At 49.7% G+C, this 26,763-nt stretch carries 26 protein-coding genes; 13 read left to right on the forward strand and 13 right to left on the reverse strand.

The genetic code is table 11. From position 1 onward, the window contains the following. Nucleotides 1-30: 30 nt before the first annotated feature. The gene (locus FPG75_RS23070) at nt 31-993 is read right to left on the reverse strand and encodes a hypothetical protein (protein WP_143310403.1); all 963 of its coding nucleotides are present in this window, start codon (nt 991-993) and stop codon (nt 31-33) included. A 77-nt stretch (nt 994-1,070) separates the two neighbouring features. Next, nucleotides 1,071-2,336, reverse strand: coding sequence for a metallophosphoesterase (locus tag FPG75_RS23075; RefSeq protein WP_143310404.1), 1,266 nt, complete (start codon nt 2,334-2,336; stop codon nt 1,071-1,073). Between the two features lie 354 nt (nt 2,337-2,690). Here FPG75_RS23075 and FPG75_RS23080 point away from each other — a divergent pair, with 354 nt between their 5' ends. The 9 genes from FPG75_RS23080 to FPG75_RS23120 all read left to right on the forward strand — a co-directional run bounded on the left by FPG75_RS23080 (nt 2,691) and on the right by FPG75_RS23120 (nt 10,276). After that, a complete protein-coding gene (locus tag FPG75_RS23080) occupies nt 2,691-3,371 on the forward strand; it encodes a metal-dependent hydrolase (protein ID WP_143310406.1) in 681 nt (226 codons plus the stop codon). A gap of 47 nt (nt 3,372-3,418) precedes the next feature. After that, on the forward strand, nt 3,419-4,240 hold the full coding sequence (locus FPG75_RS23085; RefSeq protein WP_143310408.1) for a ParA family protein: 822 nt from the start codon (nt 3,419-3,421) through the stop codon (nt 4,238-4,240). Continuing rightward, complete coding sequence (locus FPG75_RS23090) at nt 4,224-5,144, forward strand: ParB/RepB/Spo0J family partition protein (RefSeq protein WP_143310410.1); 921 nt, start codon at nt 4,224-4,226, stop codon at nt 5,142-5,144. Before FPG75_RS23085 ends, FPG75_RS23090 begins: the two co-directional genes overlap by 17 nt. After that, on the forward strand, nt 5,137-5,862 hold the full coding sequence (locus FPG75_RS23095) for a DUF5683 domain-containing protein (protein ID WP_143310412.1): 726 nt from the start codon (nt 5,137-5,139) through the stop codon (nt 5,860-5,862). The genes FPG75_RS23090 and FPG75_RS23095 overlap by 8 nt, the downstream gene beginning before the upstream one ends. A gap of 42 nt (nt 5,863-5,904) precedes the next feature. Further along, on the forward strand, nt 5,905-6,621 hold the full coding sequence (gene dapB / locus FPG75_RS23100) for a 4-hydroxy-tetrahydrodipicolinate reductase (protein ID WP_143310413.1): 717 nt from the start codon (nt 5,905-5,907) through the stop codon (nt 6,619-6,621). Nucleotides 6,622-6,731: 110 nt separating this feature from the next. Beyond that, complete coding sequence (locus tag FPG75_RS23105) at nt 6,732-7,151, forward strand: RrF2 family transcriptional regulator (RefSeq protein WP_143310415.1); 420 nt, start codon at nt 6,732-6,734, stop codon at nt 7,149-7,151. A 199-nt stretch (nt 7,152-7,350) separates the two neighbouring features. After that, nucleotides 7,351-8,034: a phosphoadenylyl-sulfate reductase gene (locus tag FPG75_RS23110; protein WP_143310416.1), complete on the forward strand. Its 684-nt coding sequence runs from the start codon at nt 7,351-7,353 to the stop codon at nt 8,032-8,034. Between the two features lie 43 nt (nt 8,035-8,077). Further along, on the forward strand, nt 8,078-8,986 hold the full coding sequence (cysD, locus tag FPG75_RS23115; RefSeq protein ID WP_143310418.1) for a sulfate adenylyltransferase subunit CysD: 909 nt from the start codon (nt 8,078-8,080) through the stop codon (nt 8,984-8,986). 42 nt (nt 8,987-9,028) lie between these two features. Continuing rightward, nucleotides 9,029-10,276, forward strand: coding sequence for a sulfate adenylyltransferase subunit 1 (locus tag FPG75_RS23120; protein ID WP_143310419.1), 1,248 nt, complete (start codon nt 9,029-9,031; stop codon nt 10,274-10,276). A gap of 66 nt (nt 10,277-10,342) precedes the next feature. Here the strand turns inward: FPG75_RS23120 and FPG75_RS23125 are convergent, their stop codons facing one another. The 9 genes from FPG75_RS23125 to FPG75_RS23165 all read right to left on the reverse strand — a co-directional run bounded on the left by FPG75_RS23125 (nt 10,343) and on the right by FPG75_RS23165 (nt 17,928). Next, nucleotides 10,343-11,590 carry a sulfate adenylyltransferase subunit 1 gene (locus tag FPG75_RS23125; RefSeq protein WP_143310419.1) on the reverse strand — a complete coding sequence of 416 codons (1,248 nt, stop codon included), beginning with the start codon at nt 11,588-11,590 and terminating at the stop codon, nt 10,343-10,345. Nucleotides 11,591-11,632: 42 nt separating this feature from the next. Further along, the gene (gene cysD, locus FPG75_RS23130; RefSeq protein WP_143310418.1) at nt 11,633-12,541 is read right to left on the reverse strand and encodes a sulfate adenylyltransferase subunit CysD; all 909 of its coding nucleotides are present in this window, start codon (nt 12,539-12,541) and stop codon (nt 11,633-11,635) included. Between the two features lie 43 nt (nt 12,542-12,584). After that, nucleotides 12,585-13,268 carry a phosphoadenylyl-sulfate reductase gene (locus FPG75_RS23135; RefSeq protein WP_143310416.1) on the reverse strand — a complete coding sequence of 228 codons (684 nt, stop codon included), beginning with the start codon at nt 13,266-13,268 and terminating at the stop codon, nt 12,585-12,587. A 199-nt stretch (nt 13,269-13,467) separates the two neighbouring features. Beyond that, nucleotides 13,468-13,887 (reverse strand): RrF2 family transcriptional regulator, encoded by a 420-nt coding sequence (locus FPG75_RS23140; protein WP_143310415.1) that lies wholly within the window; start codon nt 13,885-13,887, stop codon nt 13,468-13,470. A 110-nt stretch (nt 13,888-13,997) separates the two neighbouring features. Beyond that, complete coding sequence (gene dapB, locus FPG75_RS23145; protein ID WP_143310413.1) at nt 13,998-14,714, reverse strand: 4-hydroxy-tetrahydrodipicolinate reductase; 717 nt, start codon at nt 14,712-14,714, stop codon at nt 13,998-14,000. A 42-nt stretch (nt 14,715-14,756) separates the two neighbouring features. Continuing rightward, nucleotides 14,757-15,482 carry a DUF5683 domain-containing protein gene (locus FPG75_RS23150; protein WP_143310412.1) on the reverse strand — a complete coding sequence of 242 codons (726 nt, stop codon included), beginning with the start codon at nt 15,480-15,482 and terminating at the stop codon, nt 14,757-14,759. Then, on the reverse strand, nt 15,475-16,395 hold the full coding sequence (locus tag FPG75_RS23155) for a ParB/RepB/Spo0J family partition protein (protein WP_143310410.1): 921 nt from the start codon (nt 16,393-16,395) through the stop codon (nt 15,475-15,477). Before FPG75_RS23155 ends, FPG75_RS23150 begins: the two co-directional genes overlap by 8 nt. Then, complete coding sequence (locus FPG75_RS23160) at nt 16,379-17,200, reverse strand: ParA family protein (RefSeq protein WP_143310408.1); 822 nt, start codon at nt 17,198-17,200, stop codon at nt 16,379-16,381. Before FPG75_RS23160 ends, FPG75_RS23155 begins: the two co-directional genes overlap by 17 nt. A gap of 47 nt (nt 17,201-17,247) precedes the next feature. Beyond that, the gene (locus tag FPG75_RS23165) at nt 17,248-17,928 is read right to left on the reverse strand and encodes a metal-dependent hydrolase (protein WP_143310406.1); all 681 of its coding nucleotides are present in this window, start codon (nt 17,926-17,928) and stop codon (nt 17,248-17,250) included. A gap of 354 nt (nt 17,929-18,282) precedes the next feature. Here FPG75_RS23165 and FPG75_RS23170 point away from each other — a divergent pair, with 354 nt between their 5' ends. The 4 genes from FPG75_RS23170 (at nt 18,283) to lon (ending at nt 23,907) form a co-directional block, all read left to right on the forward strand. Continuing rightward, on the forward strand, nt 18,283-19,548 hold the full coding sequence (locus FPG75_RS23170) for a metallophosphoesterase (protein ID WP_143310404.1): 1,266 nt from the start codon (nt 18,283-18,285) through the stop codon (nt 19,546-19,548). A 77-nt stretch (nt 19,549-19,625) separates the two neighbouring features. Continuing rightward, nucleotides 19,626-20,588 carry a hypothetical protein gene (locus FPG75_RS23175; protein ID WP_143310403.1) on the forward strand — a complete coding sequence of 321 codons (963 nt, stop codon included), beginning with the start codon at nt 19,626-19,628 and terminating at the stop codon, nt 20,586-20,588. 103 nt (nt 20,589-20,691) lie between these two features. Further along, the gene (locus tag FPG75_RS23180) at nt 20,692-21,309 is read left to right on the forward strand and encodes a porin family protein (protein ID WP_143310401.1); all 618 of its coding nucleotides are present in this window, start codon (nt 20,692-20,694) and stop codon (nt 21,307-21,309) included. A 192-nt stretch (nt 21,310-21,501) separates the two neighbouring features. Continuing rightward, nucleotides 21,502-23,907: an endopeptidase La gene (gene lon, locus FPG75_RS23185; protein WP_143310399.1), complete on the forward strand. Its 2,406-nt coding sequence runs from the start codon at nt 21,502-21,504 to the stop codon at nt 23,905-23,907. Between the two features lie 515 nt (nt 23,908-24,422). Here the strand turns inward: lon and FPG75_RS23190 are convergent. Both FPG75_RS23190 and ahcY read right to left on the reverse strand, forming a co-directional pair. Then, nucleotides 24,423-25,154 (reverse strand): pyridoxine 5'-phosphate synthase, encoded by a 732-nt coding sequence (locus tag FPG75_RS23190; protein ID WP_143310398.1) that lies wholly within the window; start codon nt 25,152-25,154, stop codon nt 24,423-24,425. A gap of 69 nt (nt 25,155-25,223) precedes the next feature. After that, the gene (gene ahcY, locus FPG75_RS23195) at nt 25,224-26,552 is read right to left on the reverse strand and encodes an adenosylhomocysteinase (RefSeq protein ID WP_143310396.1); all 1,329 of its coding nucleotides are present in this window, start codon (nt 26,550-26,552) and stop codon (nt 25,224-25,226) included. Between the last annotated feature and the right edge of the window lie 211 nt (nt 26,553-26,763).

Consider the following 26,763-nt stretch of genomic DNA (forward strand, 5'->3'; position numbering starts at 1 on the left):
ATTGGCTAACTACAAATTTTATGCTCAATATTAAAAACTATACGCCACACGCGCAGTGAAATAGCTCATGATGTGCTGGTCTTCTCCGGTGAAAGGCTTGAAAACAGTGAAGGCGGGGGCGATATTCAATTTGCCGACGAGATAGGAAAAATTAAGTGTGAGATCAAGTGCGCGCGGCTCAAAACCGGAATGATCTTCCAATGCAATTTCTTTTCCGCGATGTACAACGGTCTTCTTTAACTTGGGAGAACGGGTAATATATTGAAAGGCTTTGAGGTTGCTGAAATAGTTGGCGGTGCCGCAGGTAAAGCCGATGGAGGGCGCCAGCAATATGGCATCTGTGCCGCTCAGGATGCCATTGAACAGGAAGGGATGCCGCACGGCGAAGATGACGTTGAAGTCGTTACCACGCAACGAACTGTGGGTATGCTCTCCGCTCTCATCATGCTTGCCCCAGCCGTAATCCACACTGATACCGGGTTCCAGCCACCACTTGCGGTAATAGAAATAAGCGAATATCTCATTGGTGATGGGCGTTTTAGGCACATCGCTGGAATCTGCGAAGAAATATTTAGTGTAAGAAATACCGGTGAGTACGTTATCACTTTTCGTATAGTCGTAACCGGCAGTGAGGTCCCATTCAAACCAGGGATGTTCATTGGCATTTACCAGGTAATAGCTGCTAACGCCGCCATAGAAGCCGCTTTTATGATAGTAGGTCAATGAAGGCGCCAGGAAGGTCTTCATTACTATCGGCCATTCATAGTTGGTGGTTTTGCTGCCGTAGGCGGGATTATTGCCATATCCCACTGCTGCAACCAGTTCACTCTTATCTTTTTTGCGTAACAACGAATCGAGCTGTTTTTCCAGCTCGGCTAAAGTTTGGCCCGCCGCGATACGGCTGCATAACAGCAACAGGAATATAAAGTAAACGCGCATGAACATGCTTTTTCCTTGTACTACGTTCACCGCAAGATAGGTGTAATTCCGCATTTAAATGCAGTTGACAGTCGAAGAGGGCATAACTGTAGTTGTATGATGGTTATTTGTCGATAAACTCCATTTTTCGGTTAAACGAGATCGATGACGGTAATCTCCGGCAATACGCCTACCCTGCCGGGGTAACCGAGGAAACCGAAGCCCCTGTTCACATACAGGTGTTGATCGCCTTCCTTGTAAAGGCCGGCCCACTCTTTATAGATATACTGCGCCGGGCTCCATTTAAGACCGGGAATCTCTATACCGAACTGCATGCCATGGGTATGGCCGGCCAGCGTAAGGGCGATGTCCGGGAAATCCGTGCGTACCTGGGCATCCCAGTGGGTAGGGTCGTGCGACATCAGTATTTTAAAGGGGATATGTTCAATGCCTTCATAGGCGCGCTTGAGGTCACCATGACGGGGAAAACGGCTCATGGCGCTCCAGTTTTCCACGCCCAGCAGGGCGATCTGCTCTCCACCCTTCTCCAGCACTGCGTTTTCATTCATCATCAATTTCCAGCCCAGTTCGCCATGTACCTGTTTCAAACGTTCCAGGTTCTGGTGCTGAAGGGCGCTATAGCCGTTGGGCGTCTTGTCGGGCCAGGGGTAATAGTCGCCATAGTCATGATTGCCCAAGGTGGAATACACGCCCATAGGGGCTTTCACCTGACGGAACACATCCATCCAGGGCTCCATTTCGCTGGCGCGATCGTTGACCAGGTCGCCAGTGAAGAGGATGAGATCGGCCCGCTGGTCGTTGATCAGCTGCACGCCTTTGATCACTGCCTCGCGGTTGGCGAAGCTGCCGGAGTGGATATCGGATATCTGCACGATGCGCATGCCTTTAAAGGAGGCGGGCAGGTTTTTGAGCGCCAGCTTTATTTTGTGCACACGATAATTATACTTGTTGGAAAATCCGTACACGAGCGTAGCAAAGAGGCCGCCGCCCGCGATGAGCCCCAGCCTGTTGAGGAACTGGGAGCGGGAAAGGCCATTCACGGCGGTTTCCGGGCTAATGGTTTTGGCCGCGCTGAAGCGACGGACTACCCAGGTGAGGGCGCGGCGTACATCATCCAGCAAGAGGAACACGGCGGTGAGCAGCTTGGCCACCACCAGCCCGATGATCACGGCCAGTACATAGGAACGCACGGCGGTGGGCCAGTTATGCCATTTGATGTAAGGCAGCAATGCTACGGTAATCAGGCAGGCCAGCGAAACAAACCAATATATGCTGTAAGTGACGGTACGTACCCTGGGGCTGGACATGTACACGATGGCCCGTACGGCCTGGAACACGTAAATATCCAGCAATAAAAGAAAGATCAGTAAAAAAACGGAATTAAACCCCGATCGCATGATGAAAATATTATATAAATATATGATAGGACAGCAAGTTAATGCAGTTTTGCTGGTCCAAAAAGTTAAAACCTTGCTGGCAGGATACGCCCTGTTTCAAGCCAGTATAAAGCCAGTATAGAGCATGTAGACGAATAACAAGCGGGGAGATTGTATGTTCTTTTAAAATTTTTCCCGGGCAGGGCGGACAGTTTGTGAATAAATAAATATACTGCCACGCCGGACTTTTGGGTAATCGTTGTATTTTTGTCCGATTGGCGAAATAAGGTAAATGGTAATTTGTAAATGGTAAATCGTAAATTACGGGGTACCATTGGCTGATTACATTTTTACTATTCAAACCGGTTCAAGCATATGAAATACACCTGTTACGGACATTCCTGCTTTGCGATTGAAGTGAAAGGCAAGAGGATATTATTTGATCCTTTTATCAGACATAATGAGCTGGCGAAGAAAGTAGACATTGATGCCATAACGGCGGATTACATTTTTGTTTCTCATGGTCATGAGGATCATACGGCCGACCTGATCGAGCTGGCAAAGCGTACAGGCGCCACCGTGGTATCGAATTTCGAGATTGTGACCTGGGTGAGCAAGCAGGGAGTGGAAAAGGTACACCCGATGAATACCGGCGGCAAGTGGAAATTTGATTTCGGTACGGTAAAATGCGTGGTGGCACAGCATTCCAGCAGTTTGCCCGACGGCGCTTACGGCGGCAACCCCATGGGTTTTGTATTCATCACCGACGATGCCAACTTTTATTATAGCGGCGATACCGCGCTCACTTTCGATATGGAACTGGTACCGTCTATCGCCACGCTCGATTTTGCCGTGCTGCCGATCGGCGATAATTTCACCATGGGCGTGGAAGATGCCATCGCCGCAGCTGAGCTGATCGAATGTGATAAAATAGTAGGCGTACACTACGATACCTTTGGTTACGTTAAGATAGACAAGAAAGCGGCACAACAACAATTTGACGAAGCTGGCCTGGAACTGTTGCTGCCTGAAATAGGAAGCACCATAGAGGTTTGATTTATCCTTTATCCTATAAATAAACCTTAGAATTTTTAATTTACACAATGGCTAGAATAATCGCAATCGCTAACCAGAAAGGTGGCGTAGGAAAAACTACAAGTGCAATAAACCTGGCAAGCAGCCTGGCTGTGCTGGAATTTAAGACACTGCTGGTTGATGCCGATCCTCAGGCCAACAGCACTACAGGACTGGGCTTCGACCTGCGCAATGTACAGCAGAGCCTTTACGATTGTATGGTGAATGACGTGCAGGCAAAAGATGTAGTGCTGGAATCCGATACCCCCAACCTGAAAGTACTCCCCTCACATATAGACCTGGTAGGCGCCGAACTGGAACTCATCAATCATCCCAACAGGGAAAGAGTGATGAAACAGGTGATCGACAGCGTGAAAGATGATTACGATTTCGTGATCGTAGACTGCTCTCCTTCTCTCGGCCTGATCACCGTAAATGCCCTGGTAGCCTCCAATTCCGTGATCATCCCCGTACAGTGCGAATTTTTTGCACTGGAAGGTTTGGGCAAACTGCTCAATACCATCAAGATCGTACAAAGCCGCCTGAATACCGACCTGGAAATTGAAGGTATCCTGATGACCATGTACGACGGGCGTTTGCGCCTGAGCAACCAGGTAGTGGATGAAGTAAAACAACATTTCGAGGAAAGCGTATTCAATACCATCATACACCGTAATACCAAACTGGGTGAGGCGCCCAGCTTTGGCAAATCCGTGATTATGTACGACGCTGCCAGCACCGGGGCCATCAATTACCTCAACCTGGCCAAAGAGATCCTGCAGAAACATAATTACACACAAATAAAATCCAAAGACAAAATCTTAGCTATTAACGATGACCAATCCAAGTAAGAAAGAGGCGTTGGGTAAAGGCATCCGCTCGCTGCTCCAAAACATTGACACCGATCTGAAACAAACTGCCGGCGCGCTGGGCGACAAAGCCGTGGCGGCCGCTACCGGCATTGAACGTGTTCCGTTAGACCAGATCGTGACTAACCCGAAGCAGCCGCGCCGTGACTTTGATGAGCTGTCATTACAGGAGCTGAGTCAGTCGATAAAACTGCACGATGTCATCCAGCCCATCACCATTGCCAAAATAAGCAACAAAAAGTACCAGCTGATTGCCGGCGAGCGCAGACTGAGAGCCAGCAAGATGGCGGGCCTGAAAGATATTCCTGCATATATCCGCCAGGTGAATGACCAGGAACTGCTGGAACTGGCCCTGCTGGAGAACCTGCAGCGTGAAAACCTCAACGCGATCGAGGTGGGCCTGAGCTATAAAAGGCTGATGGAAGAATGTTCCCTCACACAGGAACAGGTGGCCGAACGTATGGGCAAAGAAAGAAGCACAGTTACCAACTATATCCGCCTGCTCAAACTGCCGCCGGATATCCAGGTGGCGGTGCGCAACACGCAGCTGAGCATGGGCCATGCCCGCGTGCTCACCGGTGTGGAGAATGTGGAGAACCAGTTATTCATCTATAACGAAATATTGAGGAGCGGCCTTTCTGTACGACAAACAGAGGAGCTGGCCCGCAAAGTGAACCAGGCTGCTGAAAAAAATCCGCAGCTGAAAGCCGCCAAAGCCAAGCTGCCACCGGCTTTCCAGAAGATCCAGGACAACCTGGCCTCCCACTTTGCCACAAAAGTTAAACTGGACAGAGGAAGAAACGGAAAAGGAAGTATTTTGATCGAATTCTATTCAGATGAAGAACTGGATAGTATCCTGGAAAAAATAGATATATACGGTGGCTAAGCTGGCTGGAAACATCATCAATTTAGTACGTAGCGCTTTACTGATCCTGGCAATATTCCTGGCCGCTCCTGCCGGAGCCGCGCCCACACCGCAAGGTATGGCAGATACCACTGTAGCGGCCGCACCCCGTGTAGCCGACACCGTGAAACCATTGCAGCATATTGCCACAGATACCGCTAAAAACATCGCTCCCAGGCGCGATTCCATCGTGTTCAGACCAGATATGCCCCTGCCGCACAGCCCGCGCAAAGCGGCTCTGTACTCGGCTATACTGCCCGGGCTCGGACAGGCCTACAACAGGGAGTACTGGAAAATTCCGCTGATATACGCCGCCATGGGCACCTGTACCGGTTTCTTCATCTTCAATATGGACCAGTACAAACAATACCGCGATGCCTACCGCATCCGCATGGCCGGCAACCCGGATGTTAAAGACAAGTTCATTGTACAATATCCAAATGCACAATCCCTGAAAGTGTTGAGAGATACCTACCGTGAGTGGGTTGACTATTCCGTGCTGTTCTTCGTATTATCGTACGGCCTGAATATCATTGATGCCACTGTGTTTGCGCACCTGCGCACCTTTGACATCTCCAATGATCTCACCTTGCAGGTGACGCCAACGATCATCAATAACCGCACGCCGGGGATCGGTGTTAATATTTCATTGGGAGGCAAAAAGGCCAGCAGAAAGGCTTTCTACTATGCGGGCCGTTGAGCCGCATCTCCCTTTATCATAAAATCATAACAGATCAGGGACATGAAAATTGCGCTTATCGGCTATGGCAAAATGGGTAAAGCTATCGATGCCATCGCTACAGCAAAGGGTCACGAAGTAATTTTAAGGGTGGAGCATAATACCCCGCAGCTGCTCGACAAGGAGCACCTGGGGCAGGCAGATGTAGCCATCGAATTCACTACGCCGGAAACGGCCTACCATAACGTGCTCAAATGCTTCGAGGCCAATGTGCCCGTGGTTTGCGGCACCACCGGCTGGCTGGATAAATTGCCGGAAGTGGAAAAACTTTGCAAAGAAAAAAAGCAGGCTTTTTTACACGCCACCAATTTCAGCATCGGCGTAAATATCTTTTTTGAAGTGAACAAGCGACTGGCCGCTCTGATGGCCAGTCAGCCGCAATACGACGTGTGGATGGAAGAGATCCACCACACCCAGAAGAAAGACGCGCCCAGCGGCACTGCGCTCACCCTGGCCGAACAACTGATGGCCAGCGTTAGCCGCAAGAAAACCTGGGTGAATGAGGAAAGCCATGAAGCGGGCGTGCTGTCGATCATTTCCAAACGTATCGATCCCGCGCCAGGCACGCATTCCATCACGTATACCTCCGCCATCGACGACATTACCATCACGCATACGGCCCATTCCCGCGAGGGTTTTGCCGCCGGCGCCGTGATCGCCGCCGAATGGCTGAAAGGCAAAACAGGAGTGTTTTCCATGAAGGATGTACTGAACCTCTAACAGCTGCTAAACAACAAGCCGCTGTTTACCATTCACTTTTACTTATATTTGTTAAGTTAAAAATGTTCGTGCAATCTTAGTACATCCGGGAGGGATGCAAATCAGTCAGTATGTTATCTAAAAAAACGCAATACGCATTTCACGCTTTAATTTACCTGGCAGAGAATGTAGATAAAGGTCCTATCCTTATTTCCGAAATTGCGCAGGAAAAGAATATCTCCATCAAATTTTTGGAAAATATCCTGCTGGAGCTGAAAAACTCCGGTATCCTCGGCAGCAAAAAAGGAAAGGGTGGCGGCTATTACCTGATGCGGCCTCCCAAAGAGATCGCGTTGGCCAGGATTATACGTCTGCTGGATGGTCCGATTGCGCTGCTCCCCTGCGTTAGCCTCAACTATTATGAGCGCTGCGAAAACTGCCGGGACGAAGCAGTTTGCGGACTGAATGAAGTGATGGGGAAAGTGAGGGACTCCGCATTGAAAATTCTCGAAAACAAAACTTTGAAAGATATCCTCACCCGGGGCAGCTGAGGCAAATCCCGGTATCAACTTTAAAGCCCTTGAAGCGCCTGGAGCGCTTCAAGGGCTTTTTGTTTTGCTACGGCCTCAAGCCCTTTTTTAATTATTTCTCCTTTTAGTCTATCTTTTTTATAGGATTTATGTATTTTTGTAGACGATCCCGCTAAAAACGGGAACTGGCACTAGGCATTTCACAATAAGGAAGATTTACATGACAGACATTACCACAGCGCTGGACAATAAGTCGGTGGTGGAGTCGATACAATACCTGGCGGAACAATACCCCGGTGGCGTGGCCTTCTCCACTTCTTTTGGCCAGGAAGACCAGGTGATCGCTGATATTATCTGGCGCAATCAATTGCCCGTTAGAGTATTCACACTGGACACAGGAAGGCTGTTCCAGGAAACGTACGACCTCATAGACCTCACCATGGCGCGCTACAAGCAGCCAATAGATGTGTATTTCCCCGACACCGCAGCCGTGGAGAAACTGGTGGGCGCCAAAGGCCCCAACAGCTTCTACGAATCCGTTGAAAACCGCAAGGAATGCTGTGGCATCCGCAAAGTAGTGCCCCTCAACCGCGCACTGGAAGGCGTGAAAGTATGGATCACCGGCCTCCGTGCCGAACAATCCGAGAACCGCCACGATATGCAAGTGATCGAATGGGACGAAAAACGTCATCTCTATAAATATAATCCCCTCATCCATTGGGGCTACGACGAAGTAGTGAACTACCTCAAAGAAAATAAAGTGCCTTACAACAAGCTGCACGACAAAGGCTTCATCAGCATAGGCTGCGCGCCGTGTACACGCGCCATCGAGCCGGGAGAACATCCGCGCGCCGGCCGGTGGTGGTGGGAACAATCGCACAAAGAGTGCGGATTGCACGGATAATATACCTGTAACAACATTTGAACATTACACTTAATTATAGTCTATGACGAATCAGATCAATTGGGAATTTCCGCAGGCACTGGAAGATGAAGCGATCTACATTCTTCGTGAAACAGCCGCCCAGTTTGAAAAGCCCGTGCTGCTCTTCTCCGGCGGCAAGGACTCCATTACCCTTGTACGCCTCGCCCAGAAAGCTTTCTACCCGGGCAAGATACCTTTTGCTTTATTACATGTAGATACCGGTCACAATTTTCCTGAAACCATCGAATTCCGCGACTGGCTCGTCAATTCACTTGGTTTGGATATCATCGTGAGAAACGTGCAGGACAGCATCGACCAGGGCAAAGTACAGGAAGAAACCGGCAAATACGCCAGCCGTAACGCTTTGCAGACCGTTACCCTCCTCGATGCCATCGAAGAAGGCAAGTTCGACGCCTGCATCGGCGGCGCACGCCGCGATGAAGAAAAAGCGCGCGCCAAAGAAAGGATCTTCTCCGTACGCGATGAATTTGGCCAATGGAACGCCAAAATGCAGCGCCCGGAACTATTCGATATCCTCAACGGAAAAATTAATATAGGCGAGAACGTGAGAGTATTCCCCATCTCCAACTGGACAGAACTGGATGTATGGAACTATATCCGCCGGGAAGGCCTCCGCATCCCTTCTATCTATTTTGCGCATGAAAGAGAGATCATCGAACGCGATGGCCTCTACTGGCCGTATTCTACGTTCCTCAACACTACCGCCGACGAAGTACCGTTCCGCCAAAAGGTGCGCTTCCGCACCGTAGGCGATATGACCTGTACCGCCGCCGTATTATCCGAAGCCGACAAACTGGAAGATATCATCGCTGAAATCATGGAAGCCAAGATATCCGAACGGGGCGCCCGCATCGATGATAAACGCTCCGAAGCCGCCATGGAAAAGAGAAAACAGGCCGGCTACTTCTAATTGTTACACGCATTTTCAACACAGGAAATAAAAATATTGATCATGGAAGTTTTACGTATAGCCACTTCCGGTAGTGTAGATGACGGCAAAAGCACATTGATTGGCCGCTTGTTGTATGATACCCATTCCATCCCGCAGGATAAAATGGAAGCGCTGCACGCCGCCAGTAAACGCAAAGGGCTTGATTTCACAGACCTCTCGCTGCTCACCGACGGCCTCGTAGCCGAGCGTGAGCAAGGCATCACCATCGATGTGGCGCATATCTACTTCTCCACCCCTACCCGTAAATACATTATCGCCGATACGCCCGGCCATATTGAATATACCCGCAACATGGTCACCGGCGCTTCCAATGCGCAGGTATCGCTCATCCTCATCGATGCGCGCAAAGGCATCGTGGAGCAAACTTACCGTCACTTTTTCATCGCCAACCTGCTGCGTATCCCGCACCTGGCCGTATGCGTGAACAAGATGGACCTGGTAGAATACAGCGAAGCGCGCTTCAACCAGATCGTGGAAGACTTCCAGCAATTGCTGAACAATGCGGCCTTCAAAGGACAAGAGGTAGCTTTCATCCCGGTATCTTCCCTCTATGGCGAAAACGTAGCGGCCAGCAATGGCGCCATCAACTGGTACAAAGGCCCTACCCTGCTGGATTACCTGGAGCAGATATCTTTTGATCATGAAGATAAACAGCATCCGGCCCGCTTCCCCATCCAGAGCGTGATACGCCCCAGAACAACGGAATATCACGATTTTCGCGGCTTTGCCGGCAAAGTAGCCAGCGGCCATTTCAGTGTAGGCGATGAAGTGGTATCACTGCCTTCCGGACAAAAAAGCCGGATCAAAACCATCGAACAATTTGAAAAGCAACTAACGGCAGCGCATACACGTGAAAGCGTGGTGATCACATTGGAAGATGAGATCGACAGCAGCCGCGGCAACATGCTCGTAAAGCCTGATCAGCAGCCGCAGCAGCTGAAAGAGATCAGCGCCAGCATCTGCTGGATGGACCAGCAGAAACTTACCCCGGGCAAAACCTATCTGCTGCAGCACGGCGTAAACCGCGTGAAAGCAAAGGTGCAGCAGATCAACTACGTTACAGATGTGACCAATCATCTGCAAACCATCGATAAAAATGAAATGGGCCTGAACGATATTGGTAAAGTAACGTTGAAGACCGCACAGCCCATCTTCGCAGATACTTATCAGTCCAACCCCGCCAACGGTGCATTCATCCTGATCGATGAATATAATAACACCACGGTGGGCGTAGGATTCATCGAATAGATTACAATAAAAAGAAGAAGGGATTGCCCGCAGCTGCGGGCAATCCCTTCTTCTTTTTATTGTAATCTATTCGATGAATCCTACGCCCACCGTGGTGTTATTATATTCATCGATCAGGATGAATGCACCGTTGGCGGGGTTGGACTGATAAGTATCTGCGAAGATGGGCTGTGCGGTCTTCAACGTTACTTTACCAATATCGTTCAGGCCCATTTCATTTTTATCGATGGTTTGCAGATGATTGGTCACATCTGTAACGTAGTTGATCTGCTGCACCTTTGCTTTCACGCGGTTTACGCCGTGCTGCAGCAGATAGGTTTTGCCCGGGGTAAGTTTCTGCTGGTCCATCCAGCAGATGCTGGCGCTGATCTCTTTCAGCTGCTGCGGCTGCTGATCAGGCTTTACGAGCATGTTGCCGCGGCTGCTGTCGATCTCATCTTCCAATGTGATCACCACGCTTTCACGTGTATGCGCTGCCGTTAGTTGCTTTTCAAATTGTTCGATGGTTTTGATCCGGCTTTTTTGTCCGGAAGGCAGTGATACCACTTCATCGCCTACACTGAAATGGCCGCTGGCTACTTTGCCGGCAAAGCCGCGAAAATCGTGATATTCCGTTGTTCTGGGGCGTATCACGCTCTGGATGGGGAAGCGGGCCGGATGCTGTTTATCTTCATGATCAAAAGATATCTGCTCCAGGTAATCCAGCAGGGTAGGGCCTTTGTACCAGTTGATGGCGCCATTGCTGGCCGCTACGTTTTCGCCATAGAGGGAAGATACCGGGATGAAAGCTACCTCTTGTCCTTTGAAGGCCGCATTGTTCAGCAATTGCTGGAAGTCTTCCACGATCTGGTTGAAGCGCGCTTCGCTGTATTCTACCAGGTCCATCTTGTTCACGCATACGGCCAGGTGCGGGATACGCAGCAGGTTGGCGATGAAAAAGTGACGGTAAGTTTGCTCCACGATGCCTTTGCGCGCATCGATGAGGATGAGCGATACCTGCGCATTGGAAGCGCCGGTGACCATGTTGCGGGTATATTCAATATGGCCGGGCGTATCGGCGATAATGTATTTACGGGTAGGGGTGGAGAAGTAGATATGCGCCACATCGATGGTGATGCCTTGCTCACGCTCGGCTACGAGGCCGTCGGTGAGCAGCGAGAGGTCTGTGAAATCAAGCCCTTTGCGTTTACTGGCGGCGTGCAGCGCTTCCATTTTATCCTGCGGGATGGAATGGGTATCATACAACAAGCGGCCAATCAATGTGCTTTTGCCGTCATCTACACTACCGGAAGTGGCTATACGTAAAACTTCCATGATCAATATTTTTATTTCCTGTGTTGAAAATGCGTGTAACAATTAGAAGTAGCCGGCCTGTTTTCTCTTTTCCATGGCGGCTTCGGAGCGTTTATCATCGATGCGGGCGCCCCGTTCGGATATCTTGGCTTCCATGATTTCAGCGATGATATCTTCCAGTTTGTCGGCTTCGGATAATACGGCGGCGGTACAGGTCATATCGCCTACGGTGCGGAAGCGCACCTTTTGGCGGAACGGTACTTCGTCGGCGGTAGTGTTGAGGAACGTAGAATACGGCCAGTAGAGGCCATCGCGTTCGATGATCTCTCTTTCATGCGCAAAATAGATAGAAGGGATGCGGAGGCCTTCCCGGCGGATATAGTTCCATACATCCAGTTCTGTCCAGTTGGAGATGGGGAATACTCTCACGTTCTCGCCTATATTAATTTTTCCGTTGAGGATATCGAATAGTTCCGGGCGCTGCATTTTGGCGTTCCATTGGCCAAATTCATCGCGTACGGAGAAGATCCTTTCTTTGGCGCGCGCTTTTTCTTCATCGCGGCGTGCGCCGCCGATGCAGGCGTCGAACTTGCCTTCTTCGATGGCATCGAGGAGGGTAACGGTCTGCAAAGCGTTACGGCTGGCGTATTTGCCGGTTTCTTCCTGTACTTTGCCCTGGTCGATGCTGTCCTGCACGTTTCTCACGATGATATCCAAACCAAGTGAATTGACGAGCCAGTCGCGGAATTCGATGGTTTCAGGAAAATTGTGACCGGTATCTACATGTAATAAAGCAAAAGGTATCTTGCCCGGGTAGAAAGCTTTCTGGGCGAGGCGTACAAGGGTAATGGAGTCCTTGCCGCCGGAGAAGAGCAGCACGGGCTTTTCAAACTGGGCGGCTGTTTCACGAAGAATGTAGATCGCTTCATCTTCCAGTGCCTGCGGAAATTCCCAATTGATCTGATTCGTCATAGACTATAATTAAGTGTAATGTTCAAATGTTGTTACAGGTATATTATCCGTGCAATCCGCACTCTTTGTGCGATTGTTCCCACCACCACCGGCCGGCGCGCGGATGTTCTCCCGGCTCGATGGCGCGTGTACACGGCGCGCAGCCTATGCTGATGAAGCCTTTGTCGTGCAGCTTGTTGTAAGGCACTTTATTTTCTTTGAGGTAGTTCACTACTTCGTCGTAGCCCCAATGGATGAGGGGATTATATTTATAGAGATGACGTTTTTCGTCCCATTCGATCACTTGCATATCGTGGCGGTTCTCGGATTGTTCGGCACGGAGGCCGGTGATCCATACTTTCACGCCTTCCAGTGCGCGGTTGAGGGGCACTACTTTGCGGATGCCACAGCATTCCTTGCGGTTTTCAACGGATTCGTAGAAGCTGTTGGGGCCTTTGGCGCCCACCAGTTTCTCCACGGCTGCGGTGTCGGGGAAATACACATCTATTGGCTGCTTGTAGCGCGCCATGGTGAGGTCTATGAGGTCGTACGTTTCCTGGAACAGCCTTCCTGTGTCCAGTGTGAATACTCTAACGGGCAATTGATTGCGCCAGATAATATCAGCGATCACCTGGTCTTCCTGGCCAAAAGAAGTGGAGAAGGCCACGCCACCGGGGTATTGTTCCGCCAGGTATTGTATCGACTCCACCACCGACTTATTGTCCAGCGCTGTGGTAATGTCTGTCATGTAAATCTTCCTTATTGTGAAATGCCTAGTGCCAGTTCCCGTTTTTAGCGGGATCGTCTACAAAAATACATAAATCCTATAAAAAAGATAGACTAAAAGGAGAAATAATTAAAAAAGGGCTTGAGGCCGTAGCAAAACAAAAAGCCCTTGAAGCGCTCCAGGCGCTTCAAGGGCTTTAAAGTTGATACCGGGATTTGCCTCAGCTGCCCCGGGTGAGGATATCTTTCAAAGTTTTGTTTTCGAGAATTTTCAATGCGGAGTCCCTCACTTTCCCCATCACTTCATTCAGTCCGCAAACTGCTTCGTCCCGGCAGTTTTCGCAGCGCTCATAATAGTTGAGGCTAACGCAGGGGAGCAGCGCAATCGGACCATCCAGCAGACGTATAATCCTGGCCAACGCGATCTCTTTGGGAGGCCGCATCAGGTAATAGCCGCCACCCTTTCCTTTTTTGCTGCCGAGGATACCGGAGTTTTTCAGCTCCAGCAGGATATTTTCCAAAAATTTGATGGAGATATTCTTTTCCTGCGCAATTTCGGAAATAAGGATAGGACCTTTATCTACATTCTCTGCCAGGTAAATTAAAGCGTGAAATGCGTATTGCGTTTTTTTAGATAACATACTGACTGATTTGCATCCCTCCCGGATGTACTAAGATTGCACGAACATTTTTAACTTAACAAATATAAGTAAAAGTGAATGGTAAACAGCGGCTTGTTGTTTAGCAGCTGTTAGAGGTTCAGTACATCCTTCATGGAAAACACTCCTGTTTTGCCTTTCAGCCATTCGGCGGCGATCACGGCGCCGGCGGCAAAACCCTCGCGGGAATGGGCCGTATGCGTGATGGTAATGTCGTCGATGGCGGAGGTATACGTGATGGAATGCGTGCCTGGCGCGGGATCGATACGTTTGGAAATGATCGACAGCACGCCCGCTTCATGGCTTTCCTCATTCACCCAGGTTTTCTTGCGGCTAACGCTGGCCATCAGTTGTTCGGCCAGGGTGAGCGCAGTGCCGCTGGGCGCGTCTTTCTTCTGGGTGTGGTGGATCTCTTCCATCCACACGTCGTATTGCGGCTGACTGGCCATCAGAGCGGCCAGTCGCTTGTTCACTTCAAAAAAGATATTTACGCCGATGCTGAAATTGGTGGCGTGTAAAAAAGCCTGCTTTTTTTCTTTGCAAAGTTTTTCCACTTCCGGCAATTTATCCAGCCAGCCGGTGGTGCCGCAAACCACGGGCACATTGGCCTCGAAGCATTTGAGCACGTTATGGTAGGCCGTTTCCGGCGTAGTGAATTCGATGGCTACATCTGCCTGCCCCAGGTGCTCCTTGTCGAGCAGCTGCGGGGTATTATGCTCCACCCTTAAAATTACTTCGTGACCCTTTGCTGTAGCGATGGCATCGATAGCTTTACCCATTTTGCCATAGCCGATAAGCGCAATTTTCATGTCCCTGATCTGTTATGATTTTATGATAAAGGGAGATGCGGCTCAACGGCCCGCATAGTAGAAAGCCTTTCTGCTGGCCTTTTTGCCTCCCAATGAAATATTAACACCGATCCCCGGCGTGCGGTTATTGATGATCGTTGGCGTCACCTGCAAGGTGAGATCATTGGAGATGTCAAAGGTGCGCAGGTGCGCAAACACAGTGGCATCAATGATATTCAGGCCGTACGATAATACGAAGAACAGCACGGAATAGTCAACCCACTCACGGTAGGTATCTCTCAACACTTTCAGGGATTGTGCATTTGGATATTGTACAATGAACTTGTCTTTAACATCCGGGTTGCCGGCCATGCGGATGCGGTAGGCATCGCGGTATTGTTTGTACTGGTCCATATTGAAGATGAAGAAACCGGTACAGGTGCCCATGGCGGCGTATATCAGCGGAATTTTCCAGTACTCCCTGTTGTAGGCCTGTCCGAGCCCGGGCAGTATAGCCGAGTACAGAGCCGCTTTGCGCGGGCTGTGCGGCAGGGGCATATCTGGTCTGAACACGATGGAATCGCGCCTGGGAGCGATGTTTTTAGCGGTATCTGTGGCAATATGCTGCAATGGTTTCACGGTGTCGGCTACACGGGGTGCGGCCGCTACAGTGGTATCTGCCATACCTTGCGGTGTGGGCGCGGCTCCGGCAGGAGCGGCCAGGAATATTGCCAGGATCAGTAAAGCGCTACGTACTAAATTGATGATGTTTCCAGCCAGCTTAGCCACCGTATATATCTATTTTTTCCAGGATACTATCCAGTTCTTCATCTGAATAGAATTCGATCAAAATACTTCCTTTTCCGTTTCTTCCTCTGTCCAGTTTAACTTTTGTGGCAAAGTGGGAGGCCAGGTTGTCCTGGATCTTCTGGAAAGCCGGTGGCAGCTTGGCTTTGGCGGCTTTCAGCTGCGGATTTTTTTCAGCAGCCTGGTTCACTTTGCGGGCCAGCTCCTCTGTTTGTCGTACAGAAAGGCCGCTCCTCAATATTTCGTTATAGATGAATAACTGGTTCTCCACATTCTCCACACCGGTGAGCACGCGGGCATGGCCCATGCTCAGCTGCGTGTTGCGCACCGCCACCTGGATATCCGGCGGCAGTTTGAGCAGGCGGATATAGTTGGTAACTGTGCTTCTTTCTTTGCCCATACGTTCGGCCACCTGTTCCTGTGTGAGGGAACATTCTTCCATCAGCCTTTTATAGCTCAGGCCCACCTCGATCGCGTTGAGGTTTTCACGCTGCAGGTTCTCCAGCAGGGCCAGTTCCAGCAGTTCCTGGTCATTCACCTGGCGGATATATGCAGGAATATCTTTCAGGCCCGCCATCTTGCTGGCTCTCAGTCTGCGCTCGCCGGCAATCAGCTGGTACTTTTTGTTGCTTATTTTGGCAATGGTGATGGGCTGGATGACATCGTGCAGTTTTATCGACTGACTCAGCTCCTGTAATGACAGCTCATCAAAGTCACGGCGCGGCTGCTTCGGGTTAGTCACGATCTGGTCTAACGGAACACGTTCAATGCCGGTAGCGGCCGCCACGGCTTTGTCGCCCAGCGCGCCGGCAGTTTGTTTCAGATCGGTGTCAATGTTTTGGAGCAGCGAGCGGATGCCTTTACCCAACGCCTCTTTCTTACTTGGATTGGTCATCGTTAATAGCTAAGATTTTGTCTTTGGATTTTATTTGTGTGTAATTATGTTTCTGCAGGATCTCTTTGGCCAGGTTGAGGTAATTGATGGCCCCGGTGCTGGCAGCGTCGTACATAATCACGGATTTGCCAAAGCTGGGCGCCTCACCCAGTTTGGTATTACGGTGTATGATGGTATTGAATACGCTTTCCTCGAAATGTTGTTTTACTTCATCCACTACCTGGTTGCTCAGGCGCAAACGCCCGTCGTACATGGTCATCAGGATACCTTCAATTTCCAGGTCGGTATTCAGGCGGCTTTGTACGATCTTGATGGTATTGAGCAGTTTGCCCAAACCTTCCAGTGCAAAAAATTCGCACTGTACGGGGATGATCACGGAATTGGAGGCTACCAGGGCATTTACGGTGATCAGGCCGAGAGAAGGAGAGCAGTCTACGATCACGAAATCGTAATCATCTTTCACGCTGTCGATCACCTGTTTCATCACTCTTTCCCTGTTGGGATGATTGATGAGTTCCAGTTCGGCGCCTACCAGGTCTATATGTGAGGGGAGTACTTTCAGGTTGGGGGTATCGGATTCCAGCACTACATCTTTTGCCTGCACGTCATTCACCATACAATCGTAAAGGCTCTGCTGTACATTGCGCAGGTCGAAGCCCAGTCCTGTAGTGCTGTTGGCCTGAGGATCGGCATCAACCAGCAGTGTCTTAAATTCCAGCACAGCCAGGCTGCTTGCCAGGTTTATTGCACTTGTAGTTTTTCCTACGCCACCTTTCTGGTTAGCGATTGCGATTATTCTAGCCATTGTGTAAATTAAAAATTCTAAGGTTTATTTATAGGATAAAGGATAAATCAAACCTCTATGGTGCTTCCTATTTCAGGCAGCAACAGTTCCAGGCCAGCTTCGTCAAATTGTTGTTGTGCCGCTTTCTTGTCTATCTTAACGTAACCAAAGGTATCGTAGTGTACGCCTACTATTTTATCACATTCGATCAGCTCAGCTGCGGCGATGGCATCTTCCACGCCCATGGTGAAATTATCGCCGATCGGCAGCACGGCAAAATCGAGCGTGGCGATAGACGGTACCAGTTCCATATCGAAAGTGAGCGCGGTATCGCCGCTATAATAAAAGTTGGCATCGTCGGTGATGAATACAAAACCCATGGGGTTGCCGCCGTAAGCGCCGTCGGGCAAACTGCTGGAATGCTGTGCCACCACGCATTTTACCGTACCGAAATCAAATTTCCACTTGCCGCCGGTATTCATCGGGTGTACCTTTTCCACTCCCTGCTTGCTCACCCAGGTCACAATCTCGAAATTCGATACCACGGTGGCGCCTGTACGCTTTGCCAGCTCGATCAGGTCGGCCGTATGATCCTCATGACCATGAGAAACAAAAATGTAATCCGCCGTTATGGCATCAATGTCTACTTTCTTCGCCAGCTCATTATGTCTGATAAAAGGATCAAATAATATCCTCTTGCCTTTCACTTCAATCGCAAAGCAGGAATGTCCGTAACAGGTGTATTTCATATGCTTGAACCGGTTTGAATAGTAAAAATGTAATCAGCCAATGGTACCCCGTAATTTACGATTTACCATTTACAAATTACCATTTACCTTATTTCGCCAATCGGACAAAAATACAACGATTACCCAAAAGTCCGGCGTGGCAGTATATTTATTTATTCACAAACTGTCCGCCCTGCCCGGGAAAAATTTTAAAAGAACATACAATCTCCCCGCTTGTTATTCGTCTACATGCTCTATACTGGCTTTATACTGGCTTGAAACAGGGCGTATCCTGCCAGCAAGGTTTTAACTTTTTGGACCAGCAAAACTGCATTAACTTGCTGTCCTATCATATATTTATATAATATTTTCATCATGCGATCGGGGTTTAATTCCGTTTTTTTACTGATCTTTCTTTTATTGCTGGATATTTACGTGTTCCAGGCCGTACGGGCCATCGTGTACATGTCCAGCCCCAGGGTACGTACCGTCACTTACAGCATATATTGGTTTGTTTCGCTGGCCTGCCTGATTACCGTAGCATTGCTGCCTTACATCAAATGGCATAACTGGCCCACCGCCGTGCGTTCCTATGTACTGGCCGTGATCATCGGGCTGGTGGTGGCCAAGCTGCTCACCGCCGTGTTCCTCTTGCTGGATGATGTACGCCGCGCCCTCACCTGGGTAGTCCGTCGCTTCAGCGCGGCCAAAACCATTAGCCCGGAAACCGCCGTGAATGGCCTTTCCCGCTCCCAGTTCCTCAACAGGCTGGGGCTCATCGCGGGCGGCGGCCTCTTTGCTACGCTCGTGTACGGATTTTCCAACAAGTATAATTATCGTGTGCACAAAATAAAGCTGGCGCTCAAAAACCTGCCCGCCTCCTTTAAAGGCATGCGCATCGTGCAGATATCCGATATCCACTCCGGCAGCTTCGCCAACCGCGAGGCAGTGATCAAAGGCGTGCAGCTGATCAACGACCAGCGGGCCGATCTCATCCTCTTCACTGGCGACCTGGTCAACGATCGCGCCAGCGAAATGGAGCCCTGGATGGATGTGTTCCGTCAGGTGAAAGCCCCTATGGGCGTGTATTCCACCTTGGGCAATCATGACTATGGCGACTATTACCCCTGGCCCGACAAGACGCCCAACGGCTATAGCGCCCTTCAGCACCAGAACCTGGAACGTTTGAAACAGGTACATGGCGAACTGGGCTGGAAATTGATGATGAATGAAAACGCAGTGCTGGAGAAGGGTGGAGAGCAGATCGCCCTGCTGGGCGTGGAAAACTGGAGCGCCATGAGCCGTTTTCCCCGTCATGGTGACCTCAAGCGCGCCTATGAAGGCATTGAACATATCCCCTTTAAAATACTGATGTCGCACGACCCTACCCACTGGGATGCCCAGGTACGCACGGATTTCCCGGACATCGCCCTTACGCTGGCCGGCCATACCCATGGCATGCAGTTCGGTATAGAGATTCCCGGTCTTAAATGGAGCCCGGCGCAGTATATCTATAAAGAGTGGGCCGGCCTTTACAAGGAAGGCGATCAACACCTGTATGTGAACAGGGGCTTCGGTTTCCTCGGTTACCCCGGCAGGGTAGGCGTATTGCCGGAGATTACCGTCATCGATCTCGTTTAACCGAAAAATGGAGTTTATCGACAAATAACCATCATACAACTACAGTTATGCCCTCTTCGACTGTCAACTGCATTTAAATGCGGAATTACACCTATCTTGCGGTGAACGTAGTACAAGGAAAAAGCATGTTCATGCGCGTTTACTTTATATTCCTGTTGCTGTTATGCAGCCGTATCGCGGCGGGCCAAACTTTAGCCGAGCTGGAAAAACAGCTCGATTCGTTGTTACGCAAAAAAGATAAGAGTGAACTGGTTGCAGCAGTGGGATATGGCAATAATCCCGCCTACGGCAGCAAAACCACCAACTATGAATGGCCGATAGTAATGAAGACCTTCCTGGCGCCTTCATTGACCTACTATCATAAAAGCGGCTTCTATGGCGGCGTTAGCAGCTATTACCTGGTAAATGCCAATGAACATCCCTGGTTTGAATGGGACCTCACTGCCGGTTACGACTATACGAAAAGTGATAACGTACTCACCGGTATTTCTTACACTAAATATTTCTTCGCAGATTCCAGCGATGTGCCTAAAACGCCCATCACCAATGAGATATTCGCTTATTTCTATTACCGCAAGTGGTGGCTGGAACCCGGTATCAGTGTGGATTACGGCTGGGGCAAGCATGATGAGAGCGGAGAGCATACCCACAGTTCGTTGCGTGGTAACGACTTCAACGTCATCTTCGCCGTGCGGCATCCCTTCCTGTTCAATGGCATCCTGAGCGGCACAGATGCCATATTGCTGGCGCCCTCCATCGGCTTTACCTGCGGCACCGCCAACTATTTCAGCAACCTCAAAGCCTTTCAATATATTACCCGTTCTCCCAAGTTAAAGAAGACCGTTGTACATCGCGGAAAAGAAATTGCATTGGAAGATCATTCCGGTTTTGAGCCGCGCGCACTTGATCTCACACTTAATTTTTCCTATCTCGTCGGCAAATTGAATATCGCCCCCGCCTTCACTGTTTTCAAGCCTTTCACCGGAGAAGACCAGCACATCATGAGCTATTTCACTGCGCGTGTGGCGTATAGTTTTTAATATTGAGCATAAAATTTGTAGTTAGCCAATCACAATTAGTCGCGTAGGGGTAAATGTTGTGATGTACGTCTATATTTTAACCATTATTATTTAAAGCAATTTTATGAAAAAACTGTTTCTCGCAGTCGTGCTGCTAACCGCAACTGCCGTTTCAACCGTTAAAGCGCAAGACAGATTGCTCCGTTTTGGTGTCAAAGGTGGAGCTAACCTTGGTAAATTAGATGGTACCGGCTACCAGGATGGTTTTAAACTGGGCTATCACATTGGCGCTTTCGCGCAATTGCACCTGGTAAAAGGTTTCGGAGTACAGGGTGAATTTGTTTTCTCTTCTACCAAAACCAAGACCACAGACGATTTTAGCCAGATCTACAATACTGGTAATCTGAGCGACAACGGAAAAACGATCAACATGAATTACCTGAGCATTCCTTTGCTGGCCAACATCGACCTGGGCAGTCCCCGCATTAAATTGCAGGTAGGTCCACAATTCAGTGCGTTGGTGAGCGACAAGAAAGTGTTTGGTTCTTCCGGCGCTGTTAACCAGGCCTTCAAAGGCGGCGATATTTCCGGTGTGGCTGGCTTATGGTTGCAATTGCCTATCATCAACATCAGTGCGCGTTACATCATTGGCTTTAATGACGTGAAAGACCTGAACAGCGTAACCAACACCAGCAACTGGAAAAACCAGGCGATCCAGATTGGCGTTGGCGTTACCTTGTAATTATTTACGGAATGCCATTAAGTTATTTTCCGATGTCCCGGCAATTTGCCGGGACATCGCTTTTTCCGGTCATCACTCCTGCTGCCATGCCGGCACTTGGCATTAAACTTGACAATGTACCCCTGCTCTAAATAATGAGGACTGTAGCCGTATTTTATGACAGAATGTCCTCGGAGGCTTTAAATAACTCAGATGAACAGATTTTATTTAGGAAATTCGGAAGATGAAATGGAGTTCATGCCTATTATCCCTTTGAATGAAGATGGGGATGCGCAAGAGGATGACAGCAAAATCCCCGATGAACTGGCATTGTTACCATTACGAAATACAGTATTATTCCCCGGGGTGGTATTGCCCATCACCGTTGGCAGGGACAAGTCCATAAAAGCAGTGAGCGATGCGTACAAGACTGACAAAATGATCGGTGTAGTAGCGCAAAAAGACAGTACTGTAGAAGATCCCAATGTGGCCGATCTCACAGAAGTAGGTACTGTGGCCCGTATCGTGAAACTCATCAAAATGCCGGATGGCGGCACCACCATCATCATCCAGGGACGCAAACGATTCAAAATAAACGAGATCGTTACAGAAGATCCGTATTTCAAAGCCAGGATCACGGTACTGCCGGAAGAGACGGTAGCCGAGGATACGGAATTTGACGCCTATGTTTCTTCTATCAAAGACCTGGCTGCGCAGATCATCAACCTGTCGCCCAACCTGCCTTCAGAAGCTGGCATCATCCTGAAGAATATCGAGAACCCGTCGTTCCTTGTGCATTTTGTGTCTTCCAACCTCAACTCCGAATTAAAAGATAAACAGCAATTGCTGGAGATCAACAACCTGCGCACCCGCGCGGAGCTGCTGATGAAATTGCTGCAAACAGAATTGCAGCTGGCCGAGCTGAAAAACAAGATCACCAACAAAACCAAGGCGGATCTTGACAAACAACAGCGCGACTACTTCCTGCAACAGCAAATGAAATCCATCAAGGAAGAGTTGGGCGGAGATGCCAATGATCGTGAGATCAGGGAGATGAAGCGCAAGGCAGAAGAGAAGAAATGGTCGCCGGCCGCGGCGGAAGCCTTCGCAAAAGGCATTGAAAAGCTGGAGCGCATGCATCCCACCACGCCGGACTACAGCGTAGTGTACAATCACCTGGATCTCTTGCTGGACCTGCCCTGGGGCGATTATACCACCGATAGCTACGACCTGAAGAAGGCGAAAAAAATATTGGACCATGACCATTACGGCATGGAAAAGATCAAAGAAAGGATATTGGAATACCTGGCTGTACTGAAACTGAAAGGAGACATGAAATCTCCGATCCTCTGTTTCGTAGGCCCTCCGGGTATCGGCAAAACCTCGCTGGGACGCTCGATCGCCAATGCAGTGGGCCGCAAGTACGTGCGCCTGAGCCTTGGCGGCCTGCATGATGAAAGCGAGATACGCGGTCATCGGAAAACCTATATCGGCGCGATGCCGGGCAGGGTCATTCAATCTATCCGGAAGATCAAATCATCTAACCCGGTAATGATCCTCGATGAGATCGACAAGATCGGCAATGACCTGCGCGGCGATCCCAGTTCCGCCATGCTGGAAGTGCTGGACCCGGAGCAGAACAGCTCTTTCTATGATAATTACCTCGAACTGGAATACGACCTGAGCAAAGTATTGTTCATCGCGACAGCCAACAACATCAATGCGATCCACCCGGCGCTGCGCGACCGATTGGAGATCATTGACCTGAGCGGCTATTCTATTGAAGAGAAAGTGGAGATCGCCAAACGCCACCTCTTGCCGAAGCAGAAGGAAGCGCACGGGTTAAAGGATACAAAATTTCGTATAAGCAACAGCGTTATAGAGCATGTGATCGCGGACTATACCCGCGAGAGCGGCGTGCGGGAGCTGGACCGGCTCTTTGCCTCCATCATGCGTAACCTGGCGAAGGAGGTAGCGCTGGAACGTCCGCTGCCGGAGAATATCACCGATGCAAATATTGAAAAAATATTAGGCAAGCCGCGTTACTCCAACGAAATATATAAAGTGGGTAATCCTCCGGGAGTGGCTGTAGGCCTCGCCTGGACCTATGTTGGCGGCGATATCCTCTTTATCGAAAGCAGCCTGAGTGAAGGCAAGGGCGAACTGAAGCTGACCGGTAACCTCGGCCAGGTGATGAAAGAGTCTGCAATAACGGCCCTCACTTACCTGCAGGCCAATGCTGCCCAGTATAAGATCGATCCGAAACTGTTTGCGCAGAAGAGCGTGCATGTGCACATCCCGGAAGGCGCCGTTCCGAAAGACGGTCCCAGCGCGGGTATCACGATGCTCACGGCGCTGACCTCTATTTTCACCGGCCGTAAAGTAAAATCGTATCTCGCGATGACCGGCGAAATTACGCTGAGAGGGCAGGTGTTGCCGGTAGGAGGCATCAAAGAAAAAATACTGGCTGCCAAACGTGCCGGTATCCGCGAGATCATCCTCTGCTGGCAGAATGAGAAAGATATCAAAGAAATTAATCCCGACTATATCAAAGGACTGAAGTTTCATTATGTAAAACAAATGAACCAAGTGCTCGAAATAGCGTTATTAAAGAAGTAACACACGTAACATTGCTGTCACTCATGACGGTAAACTATAGAAGAGTTCATGCTGGTTTGTTGTGACCCCGGTATGAACTTCATGTTGATTGTTTTAAGGGTTAAAACAAAGCCATTCCTGGAAGGGAATGGCTTTGTTATTAATGTCGGTTGTTGCATGAATTTGCCGTACCCCGGGACCGGCCGCGGCCACGGGTTTGTGGGTTTGTGGACCCCGGGTTCCACCCGGGTCTACCGAGCTATCGCTCCTACGGAGCTTAGTGCAGCGGAACATACGGTTTATCTACCGGGCTTTCGCTCCTACGGAGCTTGATCAATGCGATTGCTACCGCCCCTACGGGGCGGCATATTGGTAGACACAATATCCGCTACCAATATATCGCCCCGTAGGGGCGAAAGCCCGGTAGATAAACCGTATGTTCCGCTGCACTAAGCTCCGTAGGAGCGATAGCTCGGTAGCCCCCGGGGCGACAAATTTACGCAACGATGCCATCATGCTTATTGCGTACTCCGTAATTAATCGATGAGCTGGCGCTTATAAAGCTGTATCGTGTTTTCCAGGCCGTAGTAGAGTGCATCAGCAACGAGGGCGTGGCCGATAGACACTTCTTTCAGCTGGGGGATATGCAGTTTAAAGAAGCGGAGGTTGTCGAGGTTAAGATCGTGGCCGGCATTGATTTCCAGGCCGGCGGCAGTGGCCTCGCGGGCGGTGTTCTTATAGTCGTTGAACAGCTGGAGGTTCTGCGGTTGTGTGCGTGCATTCGTATATTCTTCCGCGTAAGGGCCGGTGTAGAGTTCGATGCGATCGGCGCCGGCGGTTTTGGCGCCAGCTACTTTGTCTGCTTCCGGGTTGAGGAAGATAGATACACGGATACCTGCCTTTTTGAGTGTGGAGATCACATCTTTCAACTGCGACTGATAGCGGACGGTGTCCCAGCCGGTGTTGGAAGTGATGGCGTCTGGCGGATCGGGCACCAGTGTGCATTGGTGTGGTTTCACTTCCAGTACGAGGTCCATAAATTCTTTTGATGGATAGCCTTCGATATTGAATTCGGTGGTAACGAGGGGTTTCAGGTCGCGCACATCTTTGTAGCGGATGTGACGTTCATCGGGGCGTGGGTGTACGGTGATGCCATCGGCGCCGAAGCGTTCGCAGTCCTGGGCCACTTTCAATATATCGGGGAGATTGCCGCCGCGCGCATTGCGCAGCGTAGCAAATTTGTTGATGTTTACACTGAGCTTTGTCATGGTGCAAAATTAAAACAAAAAGCGTTCTGTTTTTGACAGAACGCTTTTTGATATATTATACCCTTACGATTAGTAACGGTAGTAGTCTGGTTTGAACGGACCTTCTTTAGGCAGGCCGAGGTAGGCTGCCTGTGCGTCGCTGAGCACGTCCAGTTCCACGCCGATTTTTTTCAGGTGGAGATGGGCTACTTTTTCATCGAGGTGTTTAGGCAGTACGTATACTTTGTTTTCGTATTTGTCTGCGTTCAGCCACAGTTCCAGCTGCGCGAGCGTCTGGTTGGTGAAGGAGTTGCTCATTACGAAAGAAGGGTGGCCGGTAGCGCAACCGAGGTTTACCAGGCGGCCTTCTGCCAGCAGGATGATATCTTTACCGTCGATGGTGTATTTATCTACCTGTGGTTTGATTTCCACTTTGGTGTTACCGTAGTTTTTGTTGAGCCATGCTACATCGATTTCGATATCGAAGTGACCGATATTGGAAACGATACATTTATCTTTCATCAGTTTGAAGTGTTCGCCGGTGATGATATCGCGGCAGCCGGTAGTAGTTACTACGATATCGGCTTCTTTGATGGCATCGCTCATTTTTTTCACTTCATAACCTTCCATGGCGGCTTGCAGTGCGCAGATCGGATCGATCTCTGTAACGATCACGCGGGCGCCGGCGCCTCTGAGGGATTCAGCGGAACCTTTACCAACATCGCCGAAACCGGCTACTACCGCCACTTTACCAGCGATCATTACATCGGTAGCACGGCGGATCGCATCTACGCAGGATTCGCGGCAACCGTATTTGTTATCGAATTTGGATTTGGTAACGGAGTCGTTGATGTTGATAGCGGGCATCGGCAGGGTACCGTTCTTCATGCGCTCGTAGAGGCGGTGAACGCCGGTAGTGGTTTCTTCGCTGAGGCCTTTGATGTGCTGGATCAGTTCTGTGTATTTGTCGAGCACCATGTTGGTGAGGTCGCCGCCATCATCCAGGATCATATTGAGCGGACGATCGGGAGAACCGAAGAACAGGGTTTGTTCAATGCACCAGTCGAACTCTTGTTCGTTGAGGCCTTTCCAGGCGAAAACAGGAATACCGGCAGCGGCGATAGCGGCAGCGGCGTGGTCCTGTGTAGAGAAGATGTTGCAGGAGCTCCAGCGTACTTCGGCGCCCAGGTGTACCAGGGTTTCGATCAGTACGGCAGTCTGGATAGTCATATGCAGACAGCCGGCGATGCGTGCGCCTTTCAGTGGCTGGCTATTGCCATATTCTTCTCTGAGCGACATGAGGCCGGGCATTTCGGCTTCTGCCAGCTCGATCTCTTTGCGGCCCCAGGCAGCAAGAGACATATCTTTTACCTTATATTTCAGGTCAAAGTCAATGTTAGATTTAGCAATTGTAGACATTCTGTTCTTTTTTTGGCAAATCTATGGTTATTTTATCTTTTTACATAATCATTCGTAGTAAATTTCTCCCTTTCTCCCCTAAAGTTTTGTTAAGCAGCCTTCTGCCTTCTATCTCATCTTGCTAAACAAATTAATTTGATTAAATATAATTTATGATATAAATTTGCTTATTATAATATATGATTTTATAACAAACTGTTTTTTTATAGTT

It is taken from the genome of Chitinophaga vietnamensis (assembly GCF_902167635.1).
Classification (GTDB): domain Bacteria; phylum Bacteroidota; class Bacteroidia; order Chitinophagales; family Chitinophagaceae; genus Chitinophaga; species Chitinophaga vietnamensis.

Bases quoted from the DNA above. Each gene is read 5' to 3' on its own strand.
- FPG75_RS23165 (WP_143310406.1), bottom strand. From the start codon at position 17,928: ATGAAATACACCTGTTACGGACATTCCTGCTTTGCGATTGAAGTGAAA.
- dapB (WP_143310413.1), top strand. From the start codon at position 5,905: ATGAAAATTGCGCTTATCGGCTATGGCAAAATGGGTAAAGCTATCGAT.
- FPG75_RS23090 (WP_143310410.1), top strand. From the start codon at position 4,224: ATGACCAATCCAAGTAAGAAAGAGGCGTTGGGTAAAGGCATCCGCTCG.
- FPG75_RS23125 (WP_143310419.1), bottom strand. From the start codon at position 11,590: ATGGAAGTTTTACGTATAGCCACTTCCGGTAGTGTAGATGACGGCAAA.
- FPG75_RS23105 (WP_143310415.1), top strand. From the start codon at position 6,732: ATGTTATCTAAAAAAACGCAATACGCATTTCACGCTTTAATTTACCTG.
- FPG75_RS23085 (WP_143310408.1), top strand. From the start codon at position 3,419: ATGGCTAGAATAATCGCAATCGCTAACCAGAAAGGTGGCGTAGGAAAA.
- FPG75_RS23140 (WP_143310415.1), bottom strand. From the start codon at position 13,887: ATGTTATCTAAAAAAACGCAATACGCATTTCACGCTTTAATTTACCTG.
- FPG75_RS23190 (WP_143310398.1), bottom strand. From the start codon at position 25,154: ATGACAAAGCTCAGTGTAAACATCAACAAATTTGCTACGCTGCGCAAT.
- cysD (WP_143310418.1), bottom strand. From the start codon at position 12,541: ATGACGAATCAGATCAATTGGGAATTTCCGCAGGCACTGGAAGATGAA.
- FPG75_RS23120 (WP_143310419.1), top strand. From the start codon at position 9,029: ATGGAAGTTTTACGTATAGCCACTTCCGGTAGTGTAGATGACGGCAAA.
- ahcY (WP_143310396.1), bottom strand. From the start codon at position 26,552: ATGTCTACAATTGCTAAATCTAACATTGACTTTGACCTGAAATATAAG.
- FPG75_RS23080 (WP_143310406.1), top strand. From the start codon at position 2,691: ATGAAATACACCTGTTACGGACATTCCTGCTTTGCGATTGAAGTGAAA.
- FPG75_RS23135 (WP_143310416.1), bottom strand. From the start codon at position 13,268: ATGACAGACATTACCACAGCGCTGGACAATAAGTCGGTGGTGGAGTCG.
- FPG75_RS23175 (WP_143310403.1), top strand. From the start codon at position 19,626: ATGCGGAATTACACCTATCTTGCGGTGAACGTAGTACAAGGAAAAAGC.
- FPG75_RS23160 (WP_143310408.1), bottom strand. From the start codon at position 17,200: ATGGCTAGAATAATCGCAATCGCTAACCAGAAAGGTGGCGTAGGAAAA.
- FPG75_RS23075 (WP_143310404.1), bottom strand. From the start codon at position 2,336: ATGCGATCGGGGTTTAATTCCGTTTTTTTACTGATCTTTCTTTTATTG.
- lon (WP_143310399.1), top strand. From the start codon at position 21,502: ATGAACAGATTTTATTTAGGAAATTCGGAAGATGAAATGGAGTTCATG.
- FPG75_RS23180 (WP_143310401.1), top strand. From the start codon at position 20,692: ATGAAAAAACTGTTTCTCGCAGTCGTGCTGCTAACCGCAACTGCCGTT.
- FPG75_RS23110 (WP_143310416.1), top strand. From the start codon at position 7,351: ATGACAGACATTACCACAGCGCTGGACAATAAGTCGGTGGTGGAGTCG.
- dapB (WP_143310413.1), bottom strand. From the start codon at position 14,714: ATGAAAATTGCGCTTATCGGCTATGGCAAAATGGGTAAAGCTATCGAT.
- cysD (WP_143310418.1), top strand. From the start codon at position 8,078: ATGACGAATCAGATCAATTGGGAATTTCCGCAGGCACTGGAAGATGAA.
- FPG75_RS23155 (WP_143310410.1), bottom strand. From the start codon at position 16,395: ATGACCAATCCAAGTAAGAAAGAGGCGTTGGGTAAAGGCATCCGCTCG.
- FPG75_RS23070 (WP_143310403.1), bottom strand. From the start codon at position 993: ATGCGGAATTACACCTATCTTGCGGTGAACGTAGTACAAGGAAAAAGC.
- FPG75_RS23170 (WP_143310404.1), top strand. From the start codon at position 18,283: ATGCGATCGGGGTTTAATTCCGTTTTTTTACTGATCTTTCTTTTATTG.